Raw genomic sequence first — 17,981 nt, 5'->3', positions numbered from 1 at the left:
GCTAGCTTGCCGCCTGCGCCGCATCGCCGCCGGCCTTTTCATGACGCCCGATCGGCACGATGCGCGACAGCAGCAGCACCGGTATCGCCGACACCAGCACCCACAGGAAAAAATGCTGGTAGCCGAGCGCCGCCTGCACCGAGCCGCTGACGATCTTGAACAGTACATAGCCCAGCTGCATGATGCCGGTGCCCAGCGCGTAGTGCGCCATCTGGTACTTGCCGACCGCGACTTCCTGCATGATGAACAGGATCAGCCCGACGAAGCCGAAGCCGTAGCCGAACATCTCCAGGCTCAGGGCGGCGCCGATCACGCCCAGGTTGGCGGGCATGGCGGTGCTCAGGAAAAAGTAAGCCAGGTTCGGCAGGTTCATCGCCAGGATCAGGAAGAACATGCTGCGCTTCAAGCCGCGCCAGGCGGTGAAATAGCCGCCCAGCAGGCTGCCTCCGATGAAGGCGACCGTGGCCAGCGTGCCGTACACGGCGCCGACTTCCGCTGTCGCCAGCCCGAGGCCGCCCTCAGCGCGCGCCGCCCGCAGGAACAGCGGGCCGATGGTGGTGATCTGGCCTTCGCCGGCGCGGAACAGGATGATGAACAGGATCGCCAGCCAGATGCCCGGCTTCTGGAAGAAATCGATGATCACTTCGCGCAAGGTCAGCCAGACCCCCTTCATCCCGCCGGCAGGACGGGCCGGATTGCGGCCAGCCGGCAAGGCCCACAGATGATAGGCCGCCAGCAGCAGCATGCTCAACCCCAGCATGCCGAAGATCAGGCTCCAGGCTTGCGCCACCGCCATGTGCTTCTCGAAATAGCCGGCCAGCACCACCAGCCCGCCCAGCGAAAAGAAACGCGCCACATTGTAGAAGCCGCCCTGCCAGCCGGCATAGGTGGCCTGCTGGGTCGAACTCAGGCTGGCGATGTACAAGCCGTCGGCCGCGATATCGTGCGTGGCGGAAGAAATCGCCACCAGTCCCAGCAAGGCAATGCTGACGGCAAAATAGTTCGGCAAATGCAGCGCCAGCGCCACCAGCCCGAGGCTGGCGCCGCCGAAAAACTGGAACAGCAGGACGATAGCCTTCTTGCTGCGCGCCGCTTCCAGGAACGGACTCCAGAGCGGCTTGAAGACCCAGACGAAACCCAGCATGCCGGTCCATAGCGCAATCTGGTCGTTGCCCATGCCCATGCTCTTGTACATCAGGCCGGCAATGGTCGCCACCACGAAATACGGCAAGCCCTCGGCAAAGTACAGTGTCGGCACCCAGAGCGCCGGGTGGTGTTCGGGCTTTTCTTCTATGCGCATGTCGACAGCCGCCGTGGGTAGGATGATCGATTCCTGATTGCCGAGTTGGTAAGCCATTCTGGTTCCTGAGGTTTATTGCGGGCCGCTGGCCATGGATGCCAGCGGAATCCTGCCTGCGGCTGGTTGCTTGCCGGCCAGCCAGTCGGCCACGGCTTCCAGCGCCGCATCGGCGAAGCCGTAGCTGATCAGCGCGGGCGCGGCGATGTCCAGGGTCTGGAACGGATTCCACAGCGCCAGGTGCAGATCGGGACGCCACTCCTTGCGCGCCCGTTCGCCGTAGCGCAGACGCGTGGTGGAGGCCAGGATCACGGTCCGGCCGTCGTCCGGCAGCGAGCGCCAGTCGACGCTGTCGTCATCGTCGAAAGTGACCAGTTCGACATCGTAGCGGCGCGCCAGCAAGGCTGCCACCGCGCTGGCCGGCAAGCCGGCTTCGGAAACGCCGTCGCCGGCGGCATCGGCGCAGGCCAGCAGGCGCACTTTGGCGCCGTCGGCCAGCGGTTGCGGATTGCCGGTCACGGTCAGGCCGCGGCGCCAGGCTGCCGCCATCAGGCGCCGGTCTTCGGCTTCCGTGAGATAGCTGCCGGCGGCGCATGGGTAGGCAGCCGCCAGCGCGTCGAGACGGGCCAGGCGGGCATCGATGCCGGCGCGGTCAAGGTTGCCGCCCTCCTCGGCTGCGGACAGCGCCGCCGTCAGGGCCGCCAGCGTTTCTTCCTGCGTGCTGCGGTTGCCGAGCGCCATGACCATGTCGGCGCCGGCCGACAAGGCCTGCACCGCGGCATTGCCGACGCCGTAGCGGCCGGCGATGGCATGCATGTCCATGCCGTCGGTGATGATGACGCCGCGATAATCCCATTCGGTGCGCAACAGATCGGTTAGGATCTTGCGCGACAAGGTGGCCGGATGTTCGGCGTCCAGTGCCGGATAGACGATGTGCGCGCTCATCATGGCCGGCGCCCGGTGCGCTGCCTTGAACGGCGCCAGCTCCAGCGCATCGAGCGCGCTGCGCGGCTTGTCGACGGTGGGCAGGTCGCGATGCGAATCGACGTGGGTGTCGCCATGGCCGGGGAAGTGCTTGACGCAGCAAGCCACGCCTTCCGCCAGGCTGCCCTCCATCCACGCCAGCGCCAGCTCGGTGGCGCGCTGGGGATCGGAGCCGAAGGAGCGTTCGCCGATCACCGGGTTGGCCGGATTGTTGTTGAGGTCCAGCACCGGCGCGAAATTCCAGTTGAAGCCGAGCGAACGGATGCCGCGCGCCACCGCCGCCCCGACCGCCTGCGCCAGCGCCAGGTCGTTGCCGGCGCCCAGCGACATCGCCGCCGGCGGCGCCGGCAGCCAGGTAGCGCGCACCACCGCGCCGCCTTCCTGGTCGATGCCGATCAGGGCGTTCGGTCCCATCGCGGCGCGCAGGTCGGCGGTCAGCTTGCTCAGCTGCGCGGCATCGACCATGTTCTGGCGGAACAGGCAGACTGCCCGGATATGGTTGTCGCGCAAGAACTGCGCGGTATCGTCGTCCAGCACCGTGCCAGGAAAACGGATCATGATCAGTTGCCCGGCGCTTTCACGCGCGCTGCGGCCGGGCTTGCTGGCTGTGTTACTCATGTTGCATCTCCATCGCGCAGGCGCAGCGCCGGCGCAAACTTGTTGCGTTGACTGGCTCAATTAGTCTTGGTGACCTTGCTCAGATGGCGCGGACGGTCCGGATCAAGGCCGCGCGCGATCGACAGCTTGGCCGCCATCACATAGAAAGCCTGGATGGCCGCGATCGGATCCAGGTCCGGCGTCGGCCCCAGCGGCAAGGTCAGGTCGCGTTCCTTGATGTCGGCCGGCGCCGCCAGCAATACGCGCGCGCCGCGGCCGCGCATTTCTTCCGCCAGCTTGAGCAGGCTGGCCTGGGTCGGTCCGCGCGTGGCGAAAATCAGCAAAGGGTAGCCTTCGTCGATCAAGGCCATCGGGCCATGCTTGATCTCGGCGCCGCTGAATGCTTCGGCTTGCAGCACCGAGGTTTCCTTGAACTTCAGCGCCGCTTCCAGCGCCACCGGGAAACTGGCGCCGCGGCCGACCACCATGATCCTGGAAGCCGGCGCCAGCACTTCGATCGCTGGCGACCAGTCGACTTCTGTCGCCTTTTGCAAGGCTTCCGGCAAGGCCTCGATCTGCGCCAGGAATTCGGCATCGCCCTGCCAGTGCCCCACCAGCCGCGCCGCCGCCGCCAGGCTGGTGATGAAGCTCTTGGTCGCCGCCACGCTCAGCTCGGGACCGGCGTGCAGCGGCAGCGTCCATTCGGCGCTGGCGGCCAGCGGCGAGCCGGCATCGTTCACCAGCGCGACAGTCGTGGCGCCGCCTTCGCGGAAATAGCGGATCGGTTCGATCACGTCCGGACTCTGGCCGGATTGCGACACCGCGATCGCCAGCGCATCGCGCGCCAGCAGCGGCGATTTGTACAGCGTCACCAGCGACATCGGCAACGAGGCGACGATGCGGCCCAGGCGCGCCATGATCAGGTAGGCGCAGTAATTGGCGGCGTGGTCGGAACTGCCGCGCGCCACTGTCAGCACGCTGGCCGGCTGCGCCTGGCGCAGGCGAGCGGCCAGCGCGGCGTAGCTGTCGCCGTCGCGCGCCAGCTGTAAAGCCACGTGGTCGGCGGCCGAACACGCTTCCTGCAACATCTGTGAACTAAACATCTGTGAGACCAATCTGCTCTCCCTCTACATATACCTTGGTTAAATTGAGTTTCCGGTCCAGTACCACCAGATCGGCATGACAACCGCTTGCCAGGCGGCCGCGTTCCGGCAAGCCGAGATGGTCGGCGGCATAGGTCGAAACGCGGCGCGAGGCATCGGCCAGGTCGAGGCCGAGGCCAACCAGGTTGCGCAGCGCCTGGTCCATGGTCAGCGTGCTGCCGGCCAGGGTGCCGTCGGCCAGCCTGACGCCGCCCATGCATTTGTGTACCTGCTGGCGCCCCAGCATGTAGTCGCCGTCCGGCATGCCGGTGGCGGCGGTCGAATCGGTCACGCAGTACAAACGCGGAATCGCGCGCAGGGCGGCCTTGATCGCCCCTGGATGCACGTGCAGCAGGTCGGGAATCAGTTCCGAGTAGCGCGCATGCGCCAGCGCGGCGCCGACCATGCCCGGCGCGCGCGCCTGGAAGGCGGTCATGGCGTTGAACAGATGGGTGAAGCCGGAAGCGCCGTGCGCCAGCGCCTGGACGCCGTCTTCATAGCTGCCCAGGGTATGGCCGATCTGCACCCGCATGCCCGAATCGCTGAGCATCCGCACCACCTCCAGGTGGCCGGCGATTTCCGGCGCCACCGTAATCAGCTTGACCGGCGCCAGCGCGCTCAGCCGCGTCACTTCCTGCAAGCTCGCCGGCTGCGCGAAATCGGGCTGGGCGCCGAGCTTGCCCGGGTTGATGTACGGCCCTTCCAGATGCACGCCCAGCACCCGCGCAGTGCCGGGACGGCGCGCGCGGCAGGCGTGGCCGCAGGCTTCCAGTGCGTTTTCGAGATCGCTGAGCGGCGACGTCATGGTGGTGGCCAGCATGCTGGTGGTGCCATGCCGCGCGTGGATGGCGGCGATGACATCGACGGCGTCGCCGCCATCCATGATGTCCTTGCCGCCGCCGCCATGCACATGCAAATCGATGAAGCCGGGCAGGATGTAGGGATCGAGGTTGTCGGCAGGATCGGCCGGCATGCCGTCGATCGCAGCGATGCGGCCGTCGAAATGCAGGCTGCCGCTGACCCAGCCCTGCGGCGTCAGGATATTGCCCCTCAGCGTCACGCCGGACAGATCATTGCCGTGGCTCGATGCGCCGCCTGGGTGGCGGCCATCGGTCATCGCCGCAGCTCCGCAACGAAGTCGTAGTAGTCGCTCCGGCAATAGGAATGCGACAGCTCGATCGCCGCGCCGTTTTCCAGATAGCCGACGCGGGTGATATGCAGCATCGCGGCGCCGGTCTTGATGTCGGCCAGCTTGGCCTGGTCGGCGCTGGCGTTGATGGCGCGGATATGCTGCAGGGCGCGCACCGGCGCCACGCCGAGCGTCTCCAGGTGCACATACAGCGAATCGGTCACGGCTTTCGGATCCGGCAGGTACAAGGCGGGGATGGTGGTCGTTTCGATCGCCATCACCACGTCGTCGGCGGTACGCAGGCGCTTCAGGCGCGACACCACGGTGTTCGGCGACAGGCCCAGCGCCAGGATTTCTTCGGCGACGGCGATGCCGGTCTCGCGCAACAGCCATTGCGAACCCGGCCGGAAACCGCGCTGCCGCAGTTCTTCGCTGAAGTTGGTCAGGCGCGACAAAGGCTGTTCCAGCTTGGGCGTGATATAGGTGCCGGAACCGCGCTTGCGGATCAGCATGCCGCGCTCGCACAAGACATCGATGGCTTTGCGCGCGGTCACCCGCGAGATTTCCAGCGATTCCGCCAGGATCCTTTCGGAAGGCAGCGCTTCATCCGGCTGCCAGACGCCGCCGTTGATCTGCTCCGACAGCCGGTTGACCAGTTGCAGGTACAAAGGCGTGTCGCTGGCGCCGTCCGGCTTGAGTTTTTCTATCTGAGCTAGCATGTTTGCTTCCCTTTTAATCTTTGGTCGATTAAGCGTAATGCGCCCGCTGCGGCATCTGCATGCGGCTTGACTACCAGCGCCAGCAGCGGCTCCGGCAGGTACGGCTGTAAATGCGCGGCGAGGCCGCCGCACAGTGCAATCGGCAGTTGTCCATCCGGATCCAGGGAAGCGGCGATGCGCGCCACTTCCTGGCCGGCCGCCAGCATCAGCTGGCGGGCCGCGGCGTCGCTGGCGGCATGCTCGATCACCAGCGGCGCCAGTTGCGCATAGCTGGTCTGGCTGGCGCCTGCCAGCCAGGCGAACATGCTGTCGCGATGGCTGTCGAAGCGGGCGCCGCGGGCTTGGTTGCTGCGGTCGCAAAAGTGGATCAGCGCGCGGGCAAAATCGCTGCCGGCAGCGCGGCCGTCCAGCACATGCTGGGCGTGGGTAATGGCGCGCATGCCGAGCCAGGCGCCGCCGGCTTCGTCGCTGGCGGGAAAGCCCCAGCCGCCGACTTCGCGCCGCTTGCCCTCGGCAGTCAGCACTTCGCCGACGCTGCCGGTGCCGATGGCGATGATCACCCCGGGCCGGCCCTGATGCGCGCCTACCAATGTCGTGAAGGCATCGGTTTCGATCACGGTATCGCGGAAGCCTGGATTGCTGGCGGAAAATTCGGCTGCCCATTGCTTGTTGTTGACGCCGGCCAGGCCGAGGCCGATGGCCATCCTGTCGAGCGCCGGCCGCACCAGGCCTGCGCTTGAAAATGCGCCCTGCAGCGCCTCCAGCACCGCCGACCAGGCGGCTTCGACGCCGTGCATCAGCCCGGAAGGACCGCCGCTGCCCGTCGCCAGCAGCACAGCAGCGCCGCCATCGTTGCGCGCCAGGCGCACGCGGGTGCCGGTGCCACCGCCATCGACGCCAATCAGGTATTCAATCATGTTGTTGCATCCATCGCTTTCATCTGCCACTGGCATTGTTCTTATTCGCGGAAACAAACTGGATTCACTTTATGGGGACCGAAAGCGGCTGTCAACCGGCCTTTAAGTGGTATTAAAAATTAGACCGAAATACCACTTGAAGGCCGTGTTTTCTGATTAAAAAAATACTATTTGCTACTCCATGAACTGCTCGTTGCCGACGATGCCGATCTTGGTGACGCCCAAGCGCTGCGCCGACGCCATCACGGCAGCGACCGACTTGTACTCCACCAGCTTGTTCGGACGCAGATGCACTTCATCGATATTGCCGCCGGCGACCACCGTTTTCAGGCGGTCTTCCAGCTCTGCACGGCTGGCCATCGGCGTACCGTTCCACATCACCGTGCCGCTCGGATCGATATCCACCGTGTCGACCACTGGCAAAGCCAGCGGCGGCGGCGGATTACCGGTCGGCATGTTCAGCTTGATCGCATGATTCTGGATCGGAATCGTGATGATCAGCATGATGATCAGCACCAGCATGACGTCAATCAGCGGCGTCATGTTCATTTCCATCATCGGTTCCGGATCATTGGCGCTGCCGCCGGATGAGCCCACATTCATACCCATTTGATGCTCCTAATATTTGAGACTTCCTGCGCAGTCAGTTGGAGCAGAGTCACGCGGCCCCTTTCGGCGCCTCTTGAACCCTGCTCCGACAGATCAGTTGCGTGCAGGCGGTTCGGTAATGAACCCGATCTTGGCGATCCCTGCCCGCTGCGCAGTCAGGATCACCTTGCCGATGTATTCATACTTGGTTTGCTGATCGCCGCGGATATGCAGTTCCGGTTGCGGCACTTCTACCGCCACTTCCTTCAGTTTCGACAGCAAAGTCGCGGTATTCGGCACCAGTTGCTCGTTCCAGAACATGTCGCCTTGCTTATTCACCGCCAGGTTGATGTTCTCCGGCTTGGTCTTATAAGGTTCGTCGAATTCGTTCGGCAGCTTCACTGGAATCGTATGTGTCACCACCGGGATCGTGATCAGGAAGATGATCAGCAAGACCAGCATGACGTCGACCAGCGGCGTCGTGTTGATCGTGCCGATCACTTCGTCTTCATCCCCATCGGGGGAGCCGAGTGACATCGCCATGATTAGCCAACCTTTTTGTTGATGTGAGCAACCTGGCTAGCCGAGCTCGAAGACATCACGCCGCTCAGCAGGACCGAGTGCAGGTCGGCGCTGAACGAACGGATTTCTTCCATCGCGCTCTTGTTGCGGCGAACCAGCCAGTTGTAGCCCAGCACCGCAGGCACCGCCACTGCCAGACCGATCGCAGTCATGATCAGCGCTTCACCGACCGGACCGGCAACCTTGTCGATCGACGCTTGGCCGGCGATACCGATTGCTGTCAGCGCATGGTAAATACCCCAGACGGTACCGAACAGACCGACGAACGGTGCGGTCGAACCGACAGTTGCCAGGAAAGCCAGGCCGTCTTGCAGGCGGCTCTGGACTTTTTCAACCGAACGCTGGATCGACATCGTCACCCAGGTGTTCAGGTCGATCTGTTCCAGCAAGGCGCCGTCGTGGTGCACGGTGGATTTCTCGCCATTCTCGGCGATAAAGCGATAAGCACTGTTCGGCTTCAAGCCCGCCACGCCGGCGGCGACCGTGCCGGCTTTCCAGAAGGTCTTCTTGGCGTTTTGCGCCTGGCCCATCAGTTTCACTTGTTCGATCAGCTTGGTGATGATGATGTACCAGCTGCCCATCGACATCAGCACCAGGATGATCAGGGTGCCGCGGGCAACGAAGTCGCCGCCTTTCCACAGGGCGTCCAGGCCGTATGGATTGTCGACGGTTTCCTTGGCTGCAGGAGCCGGCGGCGGGGTTGGGGTGTCGGCCAGCGATGCTGCGGCAGTAGCAGCCGGAGCGGGGGCAGCAACAGCCGCCGCGGATGCAGCCGGGGCCGAAGCCGCGGTTTGCGCAACGGCCAGCGGCGCCGACAGCGCCGCGGCTGAAATCATCAGGGCTGTGGCCAGGGCGGATAAGCGATTACGTGTGATAGACATGCTGTTGCTCCAAATTTTAGAAAGTAGATTGCCGCAATCGCGACGTGGTGTAAGGCTTGCGCCGTTCGATGTTGAGCCTACTCAAGCTTCCAGACATACTGCATTTTTGTCGAAGACTGCACGGGCTTGCCGTCGGCCATGGCCGGCGTGAAATGGCACAGGCTCCAGGCTTTCACCGTGGCCCGGTCCAGATCCTTGAAACCACTGCTCTTTTCAACCGAGGAATCGAGCACGTTGCCGTCGGCGCCGATAGTCAGCTTGACCGTGACCATGCCCTCTTCTTCGTTGCGCAAGGAAGTCCGCGGGTATTCCGGCTTCTCGCAATTTCCGGCAATCTTGGCGCTGGTGTGCGCCGGGCCGGCCTCGCCGTTAGTGGCCGGTTGCGCCACGGATGTCGGCAAATCGTTGCTCGGCGGTTTGACATTGGTGACCGCGGCAATCACATTGTCCGCTGGCGGCGGCGTGACCTTGACCTCGGGTGGAGGAACGAATGGCGGCGGCGGCGCGACCGTTTTTGGCGGCGGCGGCACTGGTTTGTCCGGCGGCGGCGGGGGCGGCGGCTTGATCTCTTCGATGATCTTGGTTTCGACCGGTTGCTGGATCACTTCCACAACCTTGCGCGCCAATCCTGTAAGAAGTCCATAAATCAGAAGAACATGCAGAGCAACAACCACACTGATGCCGACTACATTCTTGGAGGGATTTTTCCCATCCTGCGCGAAATCCATACAACGACTCCTGTTTGTTTGCCTGACTGCGGGCAATCTCGGTATTGACAACGACATCGGCGCGGCATGTCGTCTGTCGGCGTCCTGAACTTGTACTGGTTTGCTGGTATTTACATCGAACCGTATCCGACCTGAGCGGTAAAAAGACCGGAGAGCGTTTTCATCAAAGCCAAGCTGCAGAAAAATCCGGTCATCAGCGCTCTCCCGGCAAAATCAACGTCAACTCTTACTTCAACCGCACACAACTTCAGTTGCTGCCGGCATGCCGCAAGCTACACGGCAGGCCTGCAGTTTGCTACAGCTCACTAAAACTTCAGATGGGCATTCAGGTAGAACTGGCGGCCGTTCTTGTAGAACGCACGTGGCTGGTCTTCGCTCAGCGCGTAGTACTTGAGGGTCGGGTTGTTCAGGTTCTGCGCATCCAGCGTGAAGGCCAGCTGCTCGCTGTACTTGTAGCCGAGAGACATGGCCAGGGTGCCGACGCCGGCTTGATAGAACGCTGTGCTGCGATCCAGGCCGCTGTAGAAGGCGCTGCGGTAGTTATACGAGATGCGCGCGTTGAAGCGTTCATCTTCGTAATACGCCGTCAGGTTGGCGGTACGCTTCGAGGCGCCGACCAGAGGACCGTTGCTGGCGTCATAGGCGTTGATGAAAGTGGCGTTGGTGGCGAAACCGAAGTTTTTCCCCAACGGCATTTCATAGGCGAGTTCGATGCCGTTGACCGTGCCGCTGGTATTGGTTGGCACCGTCAGTACATAATCCGCCATGTAATTGGCAGGATGGTCAGGCGTGCTGGTGACATAACTTCTGGTGACGCTGCCCAGGCCGACATAGCTGGTCAGGTTCATGTTGAAGATACTTGCCGACACCAGCGAGCGCGGAGCAAAGTACCACTCCACCGAAGCATCGAAGTTGTTCGAAGTAATAGGCTTCAGGTCTGGATTGCCGCCGCTGCCGGAACCGATAGAACCGAATTGCGCCGGCGGCGTCAGCGTTACCTGGCCGGCCAGCGCAGAGTAGTCTGGACGGGTCATGGTCTTGGATGCGGCAAAACGGGCGACCACATCCTTGCTCAGGTCGAACTTCAGGTTCATGCTCGGCAACACGTCGGTGTAGGTATTGTCGTCGTGCTGCTTGACGAACGGACCGAAAGCGGACGTCGTGATCGCACCTGGCGCGCTAGCTGGCGCGAGCACGTTGGAGATGACGCTCTCTTTGGTCTGGACGAGACGCAAGCCGATATTGCCGCTCCAGTGATCGCCTTCGAGATTGCCTTGCAGGTAACCGGCTGTATTTTTTTCCTTGACCGAAAACTCGGAATTCCAATCTTCACGCGTCACCGGATCGCGATTGGTGAAGGCGTTATACGCTGCCAGCTGGCCTGGCGTGTAATACCAGACATTGGTCGGGAAGCCGCTGCCCAGGCCGCTGCCGAAATTGGACGGGAAATTTTGGAAGCCCTGCGGGAAATTGGCTGGATTGCTGGCGCCGGCCGCCGGACCCTGACCAATCACGCCATCGGAACTGCGCTTGTGGTCGTTATAACGCAAGCCAAACTGAACGGTCCTCAACGCTCCCAGGCCGGCGGAATATTCGCCATCAACCTGCGCCCAGTTTTCCTTGTCCTTGACGTCGATGTTCTGGTCGCCGAAGATCCAGCCGAACGCTGTAGTGCCGGTGTTGGGGCTGGCGTTGTTGGTAGCACCCAGGTTCCAGTTGGCGGCGGTGCCGATGCCGTTCAACTGGTAACCGGCGCCGGCGCCAACGCCGACATTCCATTCAGCGACGTTCTGAGTTGGCGTCTTGCCTTCGCCGGCAGAGGTGCCCAGCTTGGTGGTGAAGTTCAGCGAATCAGTTGCGCGCCACTTGGTGCCGAGCTCGATGAAATTTGAGCTGGCGCTTTCGTCCGGACGTGAAATCTGGTCGTAAACCCCGTAGTTGGTGCCCGCTACCGGAGCAAAAGTCGCCGATGTCAGCGTATTGTTTTTCACCGTGTAGCCAGGATTCGGCGATTGGCCGGCGCCGGCGTTGATGACCTGCGCGCCCCAGAATTCATAGCTCCGGTTATAGTTGGCAGCCTTCATTTCTGAAGTGAAGCCGTTGATGTCGAAAGAGAAATCGTTGCTGACCTTGAACTGGGCATCGATCAAGCCGCCGGTGCGCTTGCGCTGCTGCTCGAACAGGGCCGAGTTGATCAGGTTAGGCGCATACACGCCGGCCAGGTCGGGATGCGCGGTAGCGATGGCGCTGCCCGGAGCGATCTTGGTATAACCGAGGATTTCCTGCCCTTGCCGTTGCAGATGGCGCTCTTCCGAAAACGCCTGCACCAGGATGCCGAAGGTGTTCGCGTCGTTTTTCCAGTTCACCAATGCGCTCATCTGCGGATCGGTCTTGCCCGGCAGATCGGCATACACGGCGCCGAGGGTGGCTTCAGCAGTAAATTGCTTTTTGAACTCCAGCGGCTTGCGGGTGATGATGTCGACCGAACCGGCGACCCCGCCTTCCACCAGGCTGGCTTCAGAGCTCTTGTGGACCACCACTGAGCCGACCAGTTCGGAAGGCAGCATCGTATAGCTGACGCTGCGGCCGACCTGGCCGGACTGGTCCAGCACGAACCAGTCGCCGGAGGCGACGTTGTGGCCGTTGATGAGCGTCTGCGTCAGGCTCGGGCTGGTGCCGCGCATGCTGACACGGTCGGCTTCGTCGAAACCGCCTTCAGTGGCGCCGGCGTTGCCGATGGTGACGCCGGGCACGCGCGACAGCGAATCGGCAACGTTCTTGTCCGGCATCTTGCCGATGTCTTCGGCCGTGATGACTTCCACATGCGAATCGGCATTGCGTTTTTGAGTGATGGATTTTTGCAGCGAACCGCGAATGCCGCTGATGGTGACCTGCTCGATCTGGCCGCCCTTGTCGGTAGCCTTGCTGTCAGCTTTTGCAGCTGCATCATCGGCTTGCTGCGCATACGCCGGCATGGCTGCCGCCATGACCAGCAGTGCAACGGCAGATGCTATTGGTGTCAAATTCTTATTCACTTACTGTTCTCCCCATCGATTGCGGCCCAGCCTATCTGACGCAGGCCATTTTTCATTTACTTCTCCTCGATGCGGTTTGACGTTGCTTCAAGCCGGCAAAGGGAGAACCTTTTTTCGATACAGTCGCCAATACAACAAGACCTACCCAACAAGACGCCGCATGTCACCGCGGGTGCTTCGGCTTCACCGCCAGCTCCTTCTCCAAAGACCTGGCGGCGAAGATGTTGTGCGTACTCTGCCCCGCACATCACCCCAACCTGCCTTGCGCCCAAGCTCCAAAATTCCATTTAGAAACGTTGCGCTGGGGACACTCTATGGACCGAAAAAGTGGCTGTCAATAGGCATTCAACTGGTATTACATAAATAAATTATTGGTATCAAAAAACACAATTCGTATAACTATATATACCGTTGTTTACATTCATTATTTCGCAAACTACATGTGTGTTGTTTAGTCGACTGGACTGGTCGCTTTTTTTGAAAAGCAGGCCTGGAAAAAATGTATTTTTCTAGAAAATAAAAATTATCGGATTTTTTGTTGAACTTCTTCCACATGGATGCAGCAGCGCTTCAACTGACATCCACGCAGGCTTGAAATTTCGATTTTTTACTATGAAAACATAGGCTTACATTGATCACGGGAATCACTCCCCCATGATGCAAAAAAGGTATTTGATTAAATTAAAAGCAATAAATAATGTTTTTCCCAATATATTTTTGATAAAAATATATAAGCCGTTACCTGAATCAAGCGGCCTTATCCAAGGCGCTAAACAACGCTGCGTTGCAGCATCATTCAAACCATTGAATAAATGATCAAGACCAGTTTGTATTGGTAGTTTTTTTGTAATACCACTTTGGTGCATCAATACCCAAAATGGTGAATATGTTTTATCGCGGATATCGTCACGACACTGCGGTCGAAACGACAAATTGAGCAGGATGAAAGGCAGGATGCCGGGCCTCTCCGGCAGCGAGGCACGGCCTCGAATCGCCGGCGGCCATCGCTGGCCGACGACATTGGAGGGATCAGTTTGGTGCGCCGCAAAATGATCACGCGGCCGATGACCGGCAACAATCTTATGTTGGCTTGATTTAGTTGCCTAAAGCACTTATATTGAAGCCTTAAGCAACTTATTGAGGTCACATGACTATCGAACAACTGGACGATCGCGCCAGCATAGTCCGGCGCTTCAACCGCTTTTACACCGACAAGATAGGCGTGCTGCACGAGCACTTGCTCGATAGCGCATTTTCGCTCACAGAGCTGCGCATCCTGTATGAACTGGCACACCGGTCTGCGTTGACGGCGGCGGATCTGGCGCGTGAGCTGAGCCTTAATCCCGGCTACCTGAGCCGCGTGATCTCCGGCTTCGAGAAAAAAGGCCTGCTCGAACGCGTGCGCTCGGAAACCGACGGCAGGATTGCGCAGCTGCGCCTGACGGAGCTCGGGCACGCTACTTTCGCGCCGCTGAATGATGCGTCTCAGCGCGAAGTCGCCGCCATGCTGGGGACATTATCGGTGCCGGAACAGCATCAGCTGGTCGACGCCATGCAGCAGATAGAAGGCCTGCTGGGCCAGCGCACCTCTTCCTATCTGCTGCGCGATCCGCGGCCGGGCGACATGGGCTGGGTGGTGCACCGCCACGGCGTGCTCTACGCGCAGGACTATGGCTGGAATTCGGATTTCGAAGCGCTGGTGGCCGACATCGTCGCCAAGTACATGCGCGATTTCGACACTGCTTCCGAGCGCTGCTGGATCGCCGAGAAGGACGGCAAGGTGGCCGGCTCCGTATTCGTCGTGCGCCATGACGAAACCACGGCCAAGCTGCGGATGCTATACGTCGAGCCAAGCGCGCGCGGCATGGGAATAGGCCGGCGGCTGGTCGAGGAATGCCTGCATTTCGCGAAATTCGCGGGTTACAAGAAGATGCAGCTGTGGACCAACAGCATCCTGGTGGGCGCCCGCGATATCTACACGAAAGCCGGTTTTGAAAAGATCGCGGAGGAATCCCATCACAGCTTCGGCAAGGATCTGGTTGGCGAGACCTGGGCGCGCGATCTGTGAGCGCGATCGATTCAGCTTTGCACGGCGGTCAGCGCTTAAGGCCGCGGCACCGCGTCGATGCCGACGATACTGGCATCTGCAGCGCCATGTCCTGCTGAAATGAGCTGGTCCATCCTGGCCGCGACCGCAGGCAATGCCGCCATCGGCCGCTTGCCTGTCGTCTCCAGCATCAGCCGCACATCCTTGCGCGCCATCGCCAATTCAAAACTCGGGGTGAAATTGCCTTTGGCCATGTTCACGCCCCGGCTCGCCACCATGCCGTTCAAATCCAGCAGCCCGAGCAGCTTGATGGCGTCCTCGCCGTTGACGCCGCTCGCCTGCGCCAGGGTCAGCACGTCGGCCATCACCGCGGAGAGGCCGATGATCATGGCGTTGCCAAACAGCTTGTTGGCCGCGGCAAGGTCGGCGCGTTCGCCCATGTATTCGAGACGCCCGGTCATTTTGGCGAGATCCGCCTGGACCGATTCAAACAGCGCCTTCGGCCCTGCGGCCATCATCGAGCCTTGAGCATTGCGGGCAGCAGCAGGCCCCATGAAGACTGGGCAGTGCAAATACTTCACTCCGGCAGCATGCAAGCGTGCGGCACGTTCGGCCGTGAGCGCAGGTAATGTCGTAGTGTGATCAATCAGGACCGTGTCGGGAGACAGTTCACCGCGGATCGCCGCAATAACTTCCTCCACCACCGCGTCGTCCTTGAGCACGATATGCACTCTTGCGGCAGTCCGCACCGCTTCGGCAGGCGTCGCTGCCGCCTTCACGCCGAACTGGGAAAGAGCTTGTGCTTTGTCGATGGAGCGATTCCATGCGGTGACGGAATCGCCTCGTTTTGCGGCGGCCTCCGCGAATGCGCTTCCGAGCAAGCCGGTGCCGAGAAAAGCGATATTTGCCATGATCGTATTCCTTTTAAATTGAGCCCGAACAACAGAGTGTCGAAATATAACACCGGATCAATTTAACGGTTTGCGACCGACGGTTTTGCGATGGCTTGATGTCTGATGCTTGATGCTTGATGCTTGATGCTTGATGCTTGATGCTTGATGCGTGCGAACTGCACGATTCCATAGCAGACGATAGCTACGGCTATTCGCCCAGTTCAACAGTCATCAGCGTCGCCGCATACTCGATGGTTTTCTTATAGTCGGGCATGCTGGGATGCGTGCTGTTTGCCAGTGCCGTCAGACTGTTCTGGAACACTCGCTGGTTGAACGCCGGATCTCCTGCCTTGACGTTAATCAGATAGTCGCGAACGTCGCGGATTGCGAGAAGCACCGAAAAGCGGATGTCCTCGCCGTAAAGCGCGAGCGTCGCGCATCCCAGGATCTTTTCGATACTCTTGTTGAGATATGTATCGTTGATGAGCGCTTCCATTTCAAATCCCCTAAAAAACACTGCTCAGCAAAATCATCGTGGAAACCACGCTGCGCTGTCCAATGATAAATAAGAGATTTCACAATCATTTTCAAATCTGTTAAATCGAGAGAAATATATAATGACTGGCGGCATTTTTCAGCACCCTGTCCTGCCCATAAATAGCCAGTTCCAGGAATTTCAAGCTATCACTAATGACAGCATATTTCCACGAAGCAACTTGATTTAATGGCCGCTCATATCCGAGGGATATGCGCCGGGCATGGCTAACGGAAAAGCTTTCAATAATTAAGCCAGTCACCGTTTTTGCATCTGTTGGCTAATGCCTCCCTTTCAGAAGCACGCTTAAAACCATGGATGGATTAATCATGAAATCTAATGTCGTCTACACCGATTCGAAAATCTCCAAAGAAAAGGCTTCCTTTGCGCCAGCAGCCGGTTATGACTCAGGCTGGGTAGACGCCAACAACCAGACCAACCACAACATGGCGTTTACCCATGGACTTGGCAGGTCGCCGACGCAAGTCACAGTGCTGTTCTCGCCTGATCAGGAAACCTCCTATCCCTTGCAATGGTCGTGGAATCCGGAGAATTCCGGCAGTCCGGTAACAATCTGGTTCAACGATCATACGGTGCAGTGTTCCATTTGGAATGGATCGTCATTGCATGGCGCCTGGAACGGAGCAACCGGCCAGTGGACCAACTGGAGCAGCGGATATTTGCGAGTCTTTGCTTCCTGATCCAAGCAACAGGTAAGGCTTAGCCGATTGCACTTGCGCCCGTCAAGGCGGAGGCAATTGGCTGCTGCTGTACGAACCGATCAAGGATGAACGGCAACCAGAATGCTGGACTTAACCCTCTCGATCAGCAATGCATCCATGGAACCGCGCCACCAGCGCATCGCAAGCGCCTTACGGCGTGGATGGCCGACAATAATAAGATCGATCCCCAATGCATCCGCGAGCGCACCAATGACCTCGACCGGCTCGCCCATCTGAAAATGAGGCACCACATCGAGTCCGGCGTCGGCCATCAGCGCCCGCCCCCGCTCCAGCTCTTGCTCCATCATCTGGCTATTGGTGGTGAATGCCAGCTCGGGAGCATAGCCTCCCGCCATGCCATACGGACAAAGCTGAATTACCGCCAGCAAATGGATTTCAGTCGACGGCGGCGGGTTGATGCGAATGCATTCGTGCAGCGCGGACTGACTCTCCGGAGTGCCGTTGTAGGCAACCAAAATTTTCTTGTACATGACATCCTCCTGTCACCACGGGTCCGTCGCATGCGAATAGATAGAGCTATTGTGCGCCCTTTGCATTTCAGCGCACGAAATTTCCTGGCGCTGCGCATGAACGGATAATCTTCGGCCCGATTTTTTCGCCTGGCAGCGCGTAAGACGCATGTCAGGCGCAGGATCTCAGGCATGGTCCATGGAAAATTGATCGGCAAGAAAAGCCGGGCCTCTTGGATCAATATATCGTATTGTGATATATTAATCACCCCCATAGAACCCCGCCACTCCAAAGAACCGAGCATGCCATCCCCGTCCTTGACCAAGCAAGACTTTGAAGCTCTGTCGACATTTCGTTACCAACTCCGGAAATTCCTGCGCTTCAGCGAAGAAGCGGCGCAGAGCGAAGGCGTCACGCCGCAACAATATTTGCTGTTGCTGCATGTAAAAGGAACGCCCGGCCGCGACTGGGCCAGCGTCGGCGAGCTGGCCGAGCGCTTGCAATCGCAGCATCACAGCGTGGTGGCGCTGATCTCGCGTTGCGAAAAACTGAAGCTGGTGCAGCGCCGCGGCAGCGACGTCGACCGCCGCCAGGTCAATATCCACCTGCTGCCGGACGGCGAGCGCTGCCTGGCCAAGCTGGCGGAACTGCACCGTACCGAGCTGACTACCCTGACCGATATTTTCCGCGTCCCCACCATCAACATCTGAGAAC

The 17,981-nt window shown here is 60.2% G+C and carries 18 protein-coding genes; 3 read left to right on the top strand and 15 right to left on the bottom strand.

Going from position 1 to position 17,981, the window contains the following annotated elements:
• Nucleotide 1: 1 nt before the first annotated feature.
• From KHU30_RS20135 to KHU30_RS20080, 12 genes are all read right to left on the bottom strand, one after another.
• Nucleotides 2-1,357 (bottom strand): MFS transporter, encoded by a 1,356-nt coding sequence (locus KHU30_RS20135; RefSeq protein WP_407928108.1) that lies wholly within the window; start codon nt 1,355-1,357, stop codon nt 2-4.
• 15 nt (nt 1,358-1,372) lie between these two features.
• On the bottom strand, nt 1,373-2,899 hold the full coding sequence (nagZ, locus tag KHU30_RS20130) for a beta-N-acetylhexosaminidase (protein WP_211444381.1): 1,527 nt from the start codon (nt 2,897-2,899) through the stop codon (nt 1,373-1,375).
• Nucleotides 2,900-2,955: 56 nt separating this feature from the next.
• On the bottom strand, nt 2,956-3,981 hold the full coding sequence (locus KHU30_RS20125; RefSeq protein WP_230427490.1) for an SIS domain-containing protein: 1,026 nt from the start codon (nt 3,979-3,981) through the stop codon (nt 2,956-2,958).
• A complete protein-coding gene (gene nagA / locus KHU30_RS20120) occupies nt 3,974-5,137 on the bottom strand; it encodes an N-acetylglucosamine-6-phosphate deacetylase (protein WP_211444380.1) in 1,164 nt (387 codons plus the stop codon). The genes KHU30_RS20125 and nagA overlap by 8 nt, the downstream gene beginning before the upstream one ends.
• Nucleotides 5,134-5,868, bottom strand: coding sequence for a GntR family transcriptional regulator (locus tag KHU30_RS20115; RefSeq protein WP_061938885.1), 735 nt, complete (start codon nt 5,866-5,868; stop codon nt 5,134-5,136). The genes nagA and KHU30_RS20115 overlap by 4 nt, the downstream gene beginning before the upstream one ends.
• Nucleotides 5,862-6,785 carry a BadF/BadG/BcrA/BcrD ATPase family protein gene (locus KHU30_RS20110; protein WP_211444379.1) on the bottom strand — a complete coding sequence of 308 codons (924 nt, stop codon included), beginning with the start codon at nt 6,783-6,785 and terminating at the stop codon, nt 5,862-5,864. The genes KHU30_RS20115 and KHU30_RS20110 overlap by 7 nt, the downstream gene beginning before the upstream one ends.
• Nucleotides 6,786-6,959: 174 nt before the next feature.
• Nucleotides 6,960-7,394, bottom strand: a complete 435-nt coding sequence (locus KHU30_RS20105) for an ExbD/TolR family protein (protein ID WP_211444170.1) — start codon at nt 7,392-7,394, stop codon at nt 6,960-6,962.
• 93 nt (nt 7,395-7,487) lie between these two features.
• Nucleotides 7,488-7,916: an ExbD/TolR family protein gene (locus KHU30_RS20100; protein WP_098495917.1), complete on the bottom strand. Its 429-nt coding sequence runs from the start codon at nt 7,914-7,916 to the stop codon at nt 7,488-7,490.
• A gap of 2 nt (nt 7,917-7,918) precedes the next feature.
• A complete protein-coding gene (locus KHU30_RS20095; protein ID WP_211444499.1) occupies nt 7,919-8,830 on the bottom strand; it encodes a MotA/TolQ/ExbB proton channel family protein in 912 nt (303 codons plus the stop codon).
• 83 nt (nt 8,831-8,913) lie between these two features.
• Complete coding sequence (locus tag KHU30_RS20090) at nt 8,914-9,564, bottom strand: energy transducer TonB (RefSeq protein ID WP_211444378.1); 651 nt, start codon at nt 9,562-9,564, stop codon at nt 8,914-8,916.
• A gap of 305 nt (nt 9,565-9,869) precedes the next feature.
• A complete protein-coding gene (locus tag KHU30_RS20085; RefSeq protein WP_211444377.1) occupies nt 9,870-12,599 on the bottom strand; it encodes a TonB-dependent receptor in 2,730 nt (909 codons plus the stop codon).
• Nucleotides 12,600-13,243: 644 nt separating this feature from the next.
• Complete coding sequence (locus tag KHU30_RS20080; RefSeq protein ID WP_211444376.1) at nt 13,244-13,465, bottom strand: hypothetical protein; 222 nt, start codon at nt 13,463-13,465, stop codon at nt 13,244-13,246.
• A 281-nt stretch (nt 13,466-13,746) separates the two neighbouring features.
• On the opposite strand from KHU30_RS20080, the gene KHU30_RS20075 reads away from it, so the two are divergent.
• Entirely contained in the window at nt 13,747-14,667 is a 921-nt protein-coding gene (locus KHU30_RS20075) for a bifunctional helix-turn-helix transcriptional regulator/GNAT family N-acetyltransferase (RefSeq protein ID WP_211444375.1), read from the top strand.
• Between the two features lie 35 nt (nt 14,668-14,702).
• Here the strand turns inward: KHU30_RS20075 and KHU30_RS20070 are convergent, their stop codons facing one another.
• Together KHU30_RS20070 and KHU30_RS20065 are read right to left on the bottom strand one after the other, a co-directional pair.
• A complete protein-coding gene (locus KHU30_RS20070) occupies nt 14,703-15,557 on the bottom strand; it encodes an NAD(P)-dependent oxidoreductase (RefSeq protein WP_211444374.1) in 855 nt (284 codons plus the stop codon).
• A gap of 190 nt (nt 15,558-15,747) precedes the next feature.
• Complete coding sequence (locus KHU30_RS20065) at nt 15,748-16,035, bottom strand: hypothetical protein (protein ID WP_211444373.1); 288 nt, start codon at nt 16,033-16,035, stop codon at nt 15,748-15,750.
• Between the two features lie 368 nt (nt 16,036-16,403).
• Here KHU30_RS20065 and KHU30_RS20060 point away from each other — a divergent pair, with 368 nt between their 5' ends.
• Complete coding sequence (locus KHU30_RS20060) at nt 16,404-16,775, top strand: hypothetical protein (RefSeq protein ID WP_211444372.1); 372 nt, start codon at nt 16,404-16,406, stop codon at nt 16,773-16,775.
• 80 nt (nt 16,776-16,855) lie between these two features.
• On the opposite strand, the gene KHU30_RS20055 is transcribed toward KHU30_RS20060, so the two are convergent.
• The gene (locus KHU30_RS20055; RefSeq protein WP_211444371.1) at nt 16,856-17,287 is read right to left on the bottom strand and encodes a universal stress protein; all 432 of its coding nucleotides are present in this window, start codon (nt 17,285-17,287) and stop codon (nt 16,856-16,858) included.
• Nucleotides 17,288-17,569: 282 nt separating this feature from the next.
• Between KHU30_RS20055 and KHU30_RS20050 the strand changes: the two genes are divergently transcribed.
• Entirely contained in the window at nt 17,570-17,977 is a 408-nt protein-coding gene (locus tag KHU30_RS20050) for a MarR family winged helix-turn-helix transcriptional regulator (protein ID WP_211444370.1), read from the top strand.
• Nucleotides 17,978-17,981 lie beyond the last annotated feature (4 nt).

Origin of the sequence: Collimonas humicola, assembly GCF_018304945.1 — a bacterium.
In the GTDB taxonomy this organism is placed as follows: domain Bacteria; phylum Pseudomonadota; class Gammaproteobacteria; order Burkholderiales; family Burkholderiaceae_D; genus Collimonas; species Collimonas humicola.
Note: the sequence above shows the minus strand (reverse complement) of the source record. Positions and strands in the feature narration are given on the sequence as shown.

Coding starts and splice junctions, on each gene's coding strand:
- KHU30_RS20135 (WP_407928108.1), bottom strand. CDS start 1,357: ATGGCTTACCAACTCGGCAATCAGGAATCGATCATCCTACCCACGGCG.
- nagZ (WP_211444381.1), bottom strand. CDS start 2,899: ATGAGTAACACAGCCAGCAAGCCCGGCCGCAGCGCGCGTGAAAGCGCC.
- KHU30_RS20125 (WP_230427490.1), bottom strand. CDS start 3,981: ATGTTTAGTTCACAGATGTTGCAGGAAGCGTGTTCGGCCGCCGACCAC.
- nagA (WP_211444380.1), bottom strand. CDS start 5,137: ATGACCGATGGCCGCCACCCAGGCGGCGCATCGAGCCACGGCAATGAT.
- KHU30_RS20115 (WP_061938885.1), bottom strand. CDS start 5,868: ATGCTAGCTCAGATAGAAAAACTCAAGCCGGACGGCGCCAGCGACACG.
- KHU30_RS20110 (WP_211444379.1), bottom strand. CDS start 6,785: ATGATTGAATACCTGATTGGCGTCGATGGCGGTGGCACCGGCACCCGC.
- KHU30_RS20105 (WP_211444170.1), bottom strand. CDS start 7,394: ATGGGTATGAATGTGGGCTCATCCGGCGGCAGCGCCAATGATCCGGAA.
- KHU30_RS20100 (WP_098495917.1), bottom strand. CDS start 7,916: ATGGCGATGTCACTCGGCTCCCCCGATGGGGATGAAGACGAAGTGATC.
- KHU30_RS20090 (WP_211444378.1), bottom strand. CDS start 9,564: ATGGATTTCGCGCAGGATGGGAAAAATCCCTCCAAGAATGTAGTCGGC.
- KHU30_RS20080 (WP_211444376.1), bottom strand. CDS start 13,465: ATGCACCAAAGTGGTATTACAAAAAAACTACCAATACAAACTGGTCTT.
- KHU30_RS20075 (WP_211444375.1), top strand. CDS start 13,747: ATGACTATCGAACAACTGGACGATCGCGCCAGCATAGTCCGGCGCTTC.
- KHU30_RS20070 (WP_211444374.1), bottom strand. CDS start 15,557: ATGGCAAATATCGCTTTTCTCGGCACCGGCTTGCTCGGAAGCGCATTC.
- KHU30_RS20065 (WP_211444373.1), bottom strand. CDS start 16,035: ATGGAAGCGCTCATCAACGATACATATCTCAACAAGAGTATCGAAAAG.
- KHU30_RS20060 (WP_211444372.1), top strand. CDS start 16,404: ATGAAATCTAATGTCGTCTACACCGATTCGAAAATCTCCAAAGAAAAG.
- KHU30_RS20055 (WP_211444371.1), bottom strand. CDS start 17,287: ATGTACAAGAAAATTTTGGTTGCCTACAACGGCACTCCGGAGAGTCAG.
- KHU30_RS20050 (WP_211444370.1), top strand. CDS start 17,570: ATGCCATCCCCGTCCTTGACCAAGCAAGACTTTGAAGCTCTGTCGACA.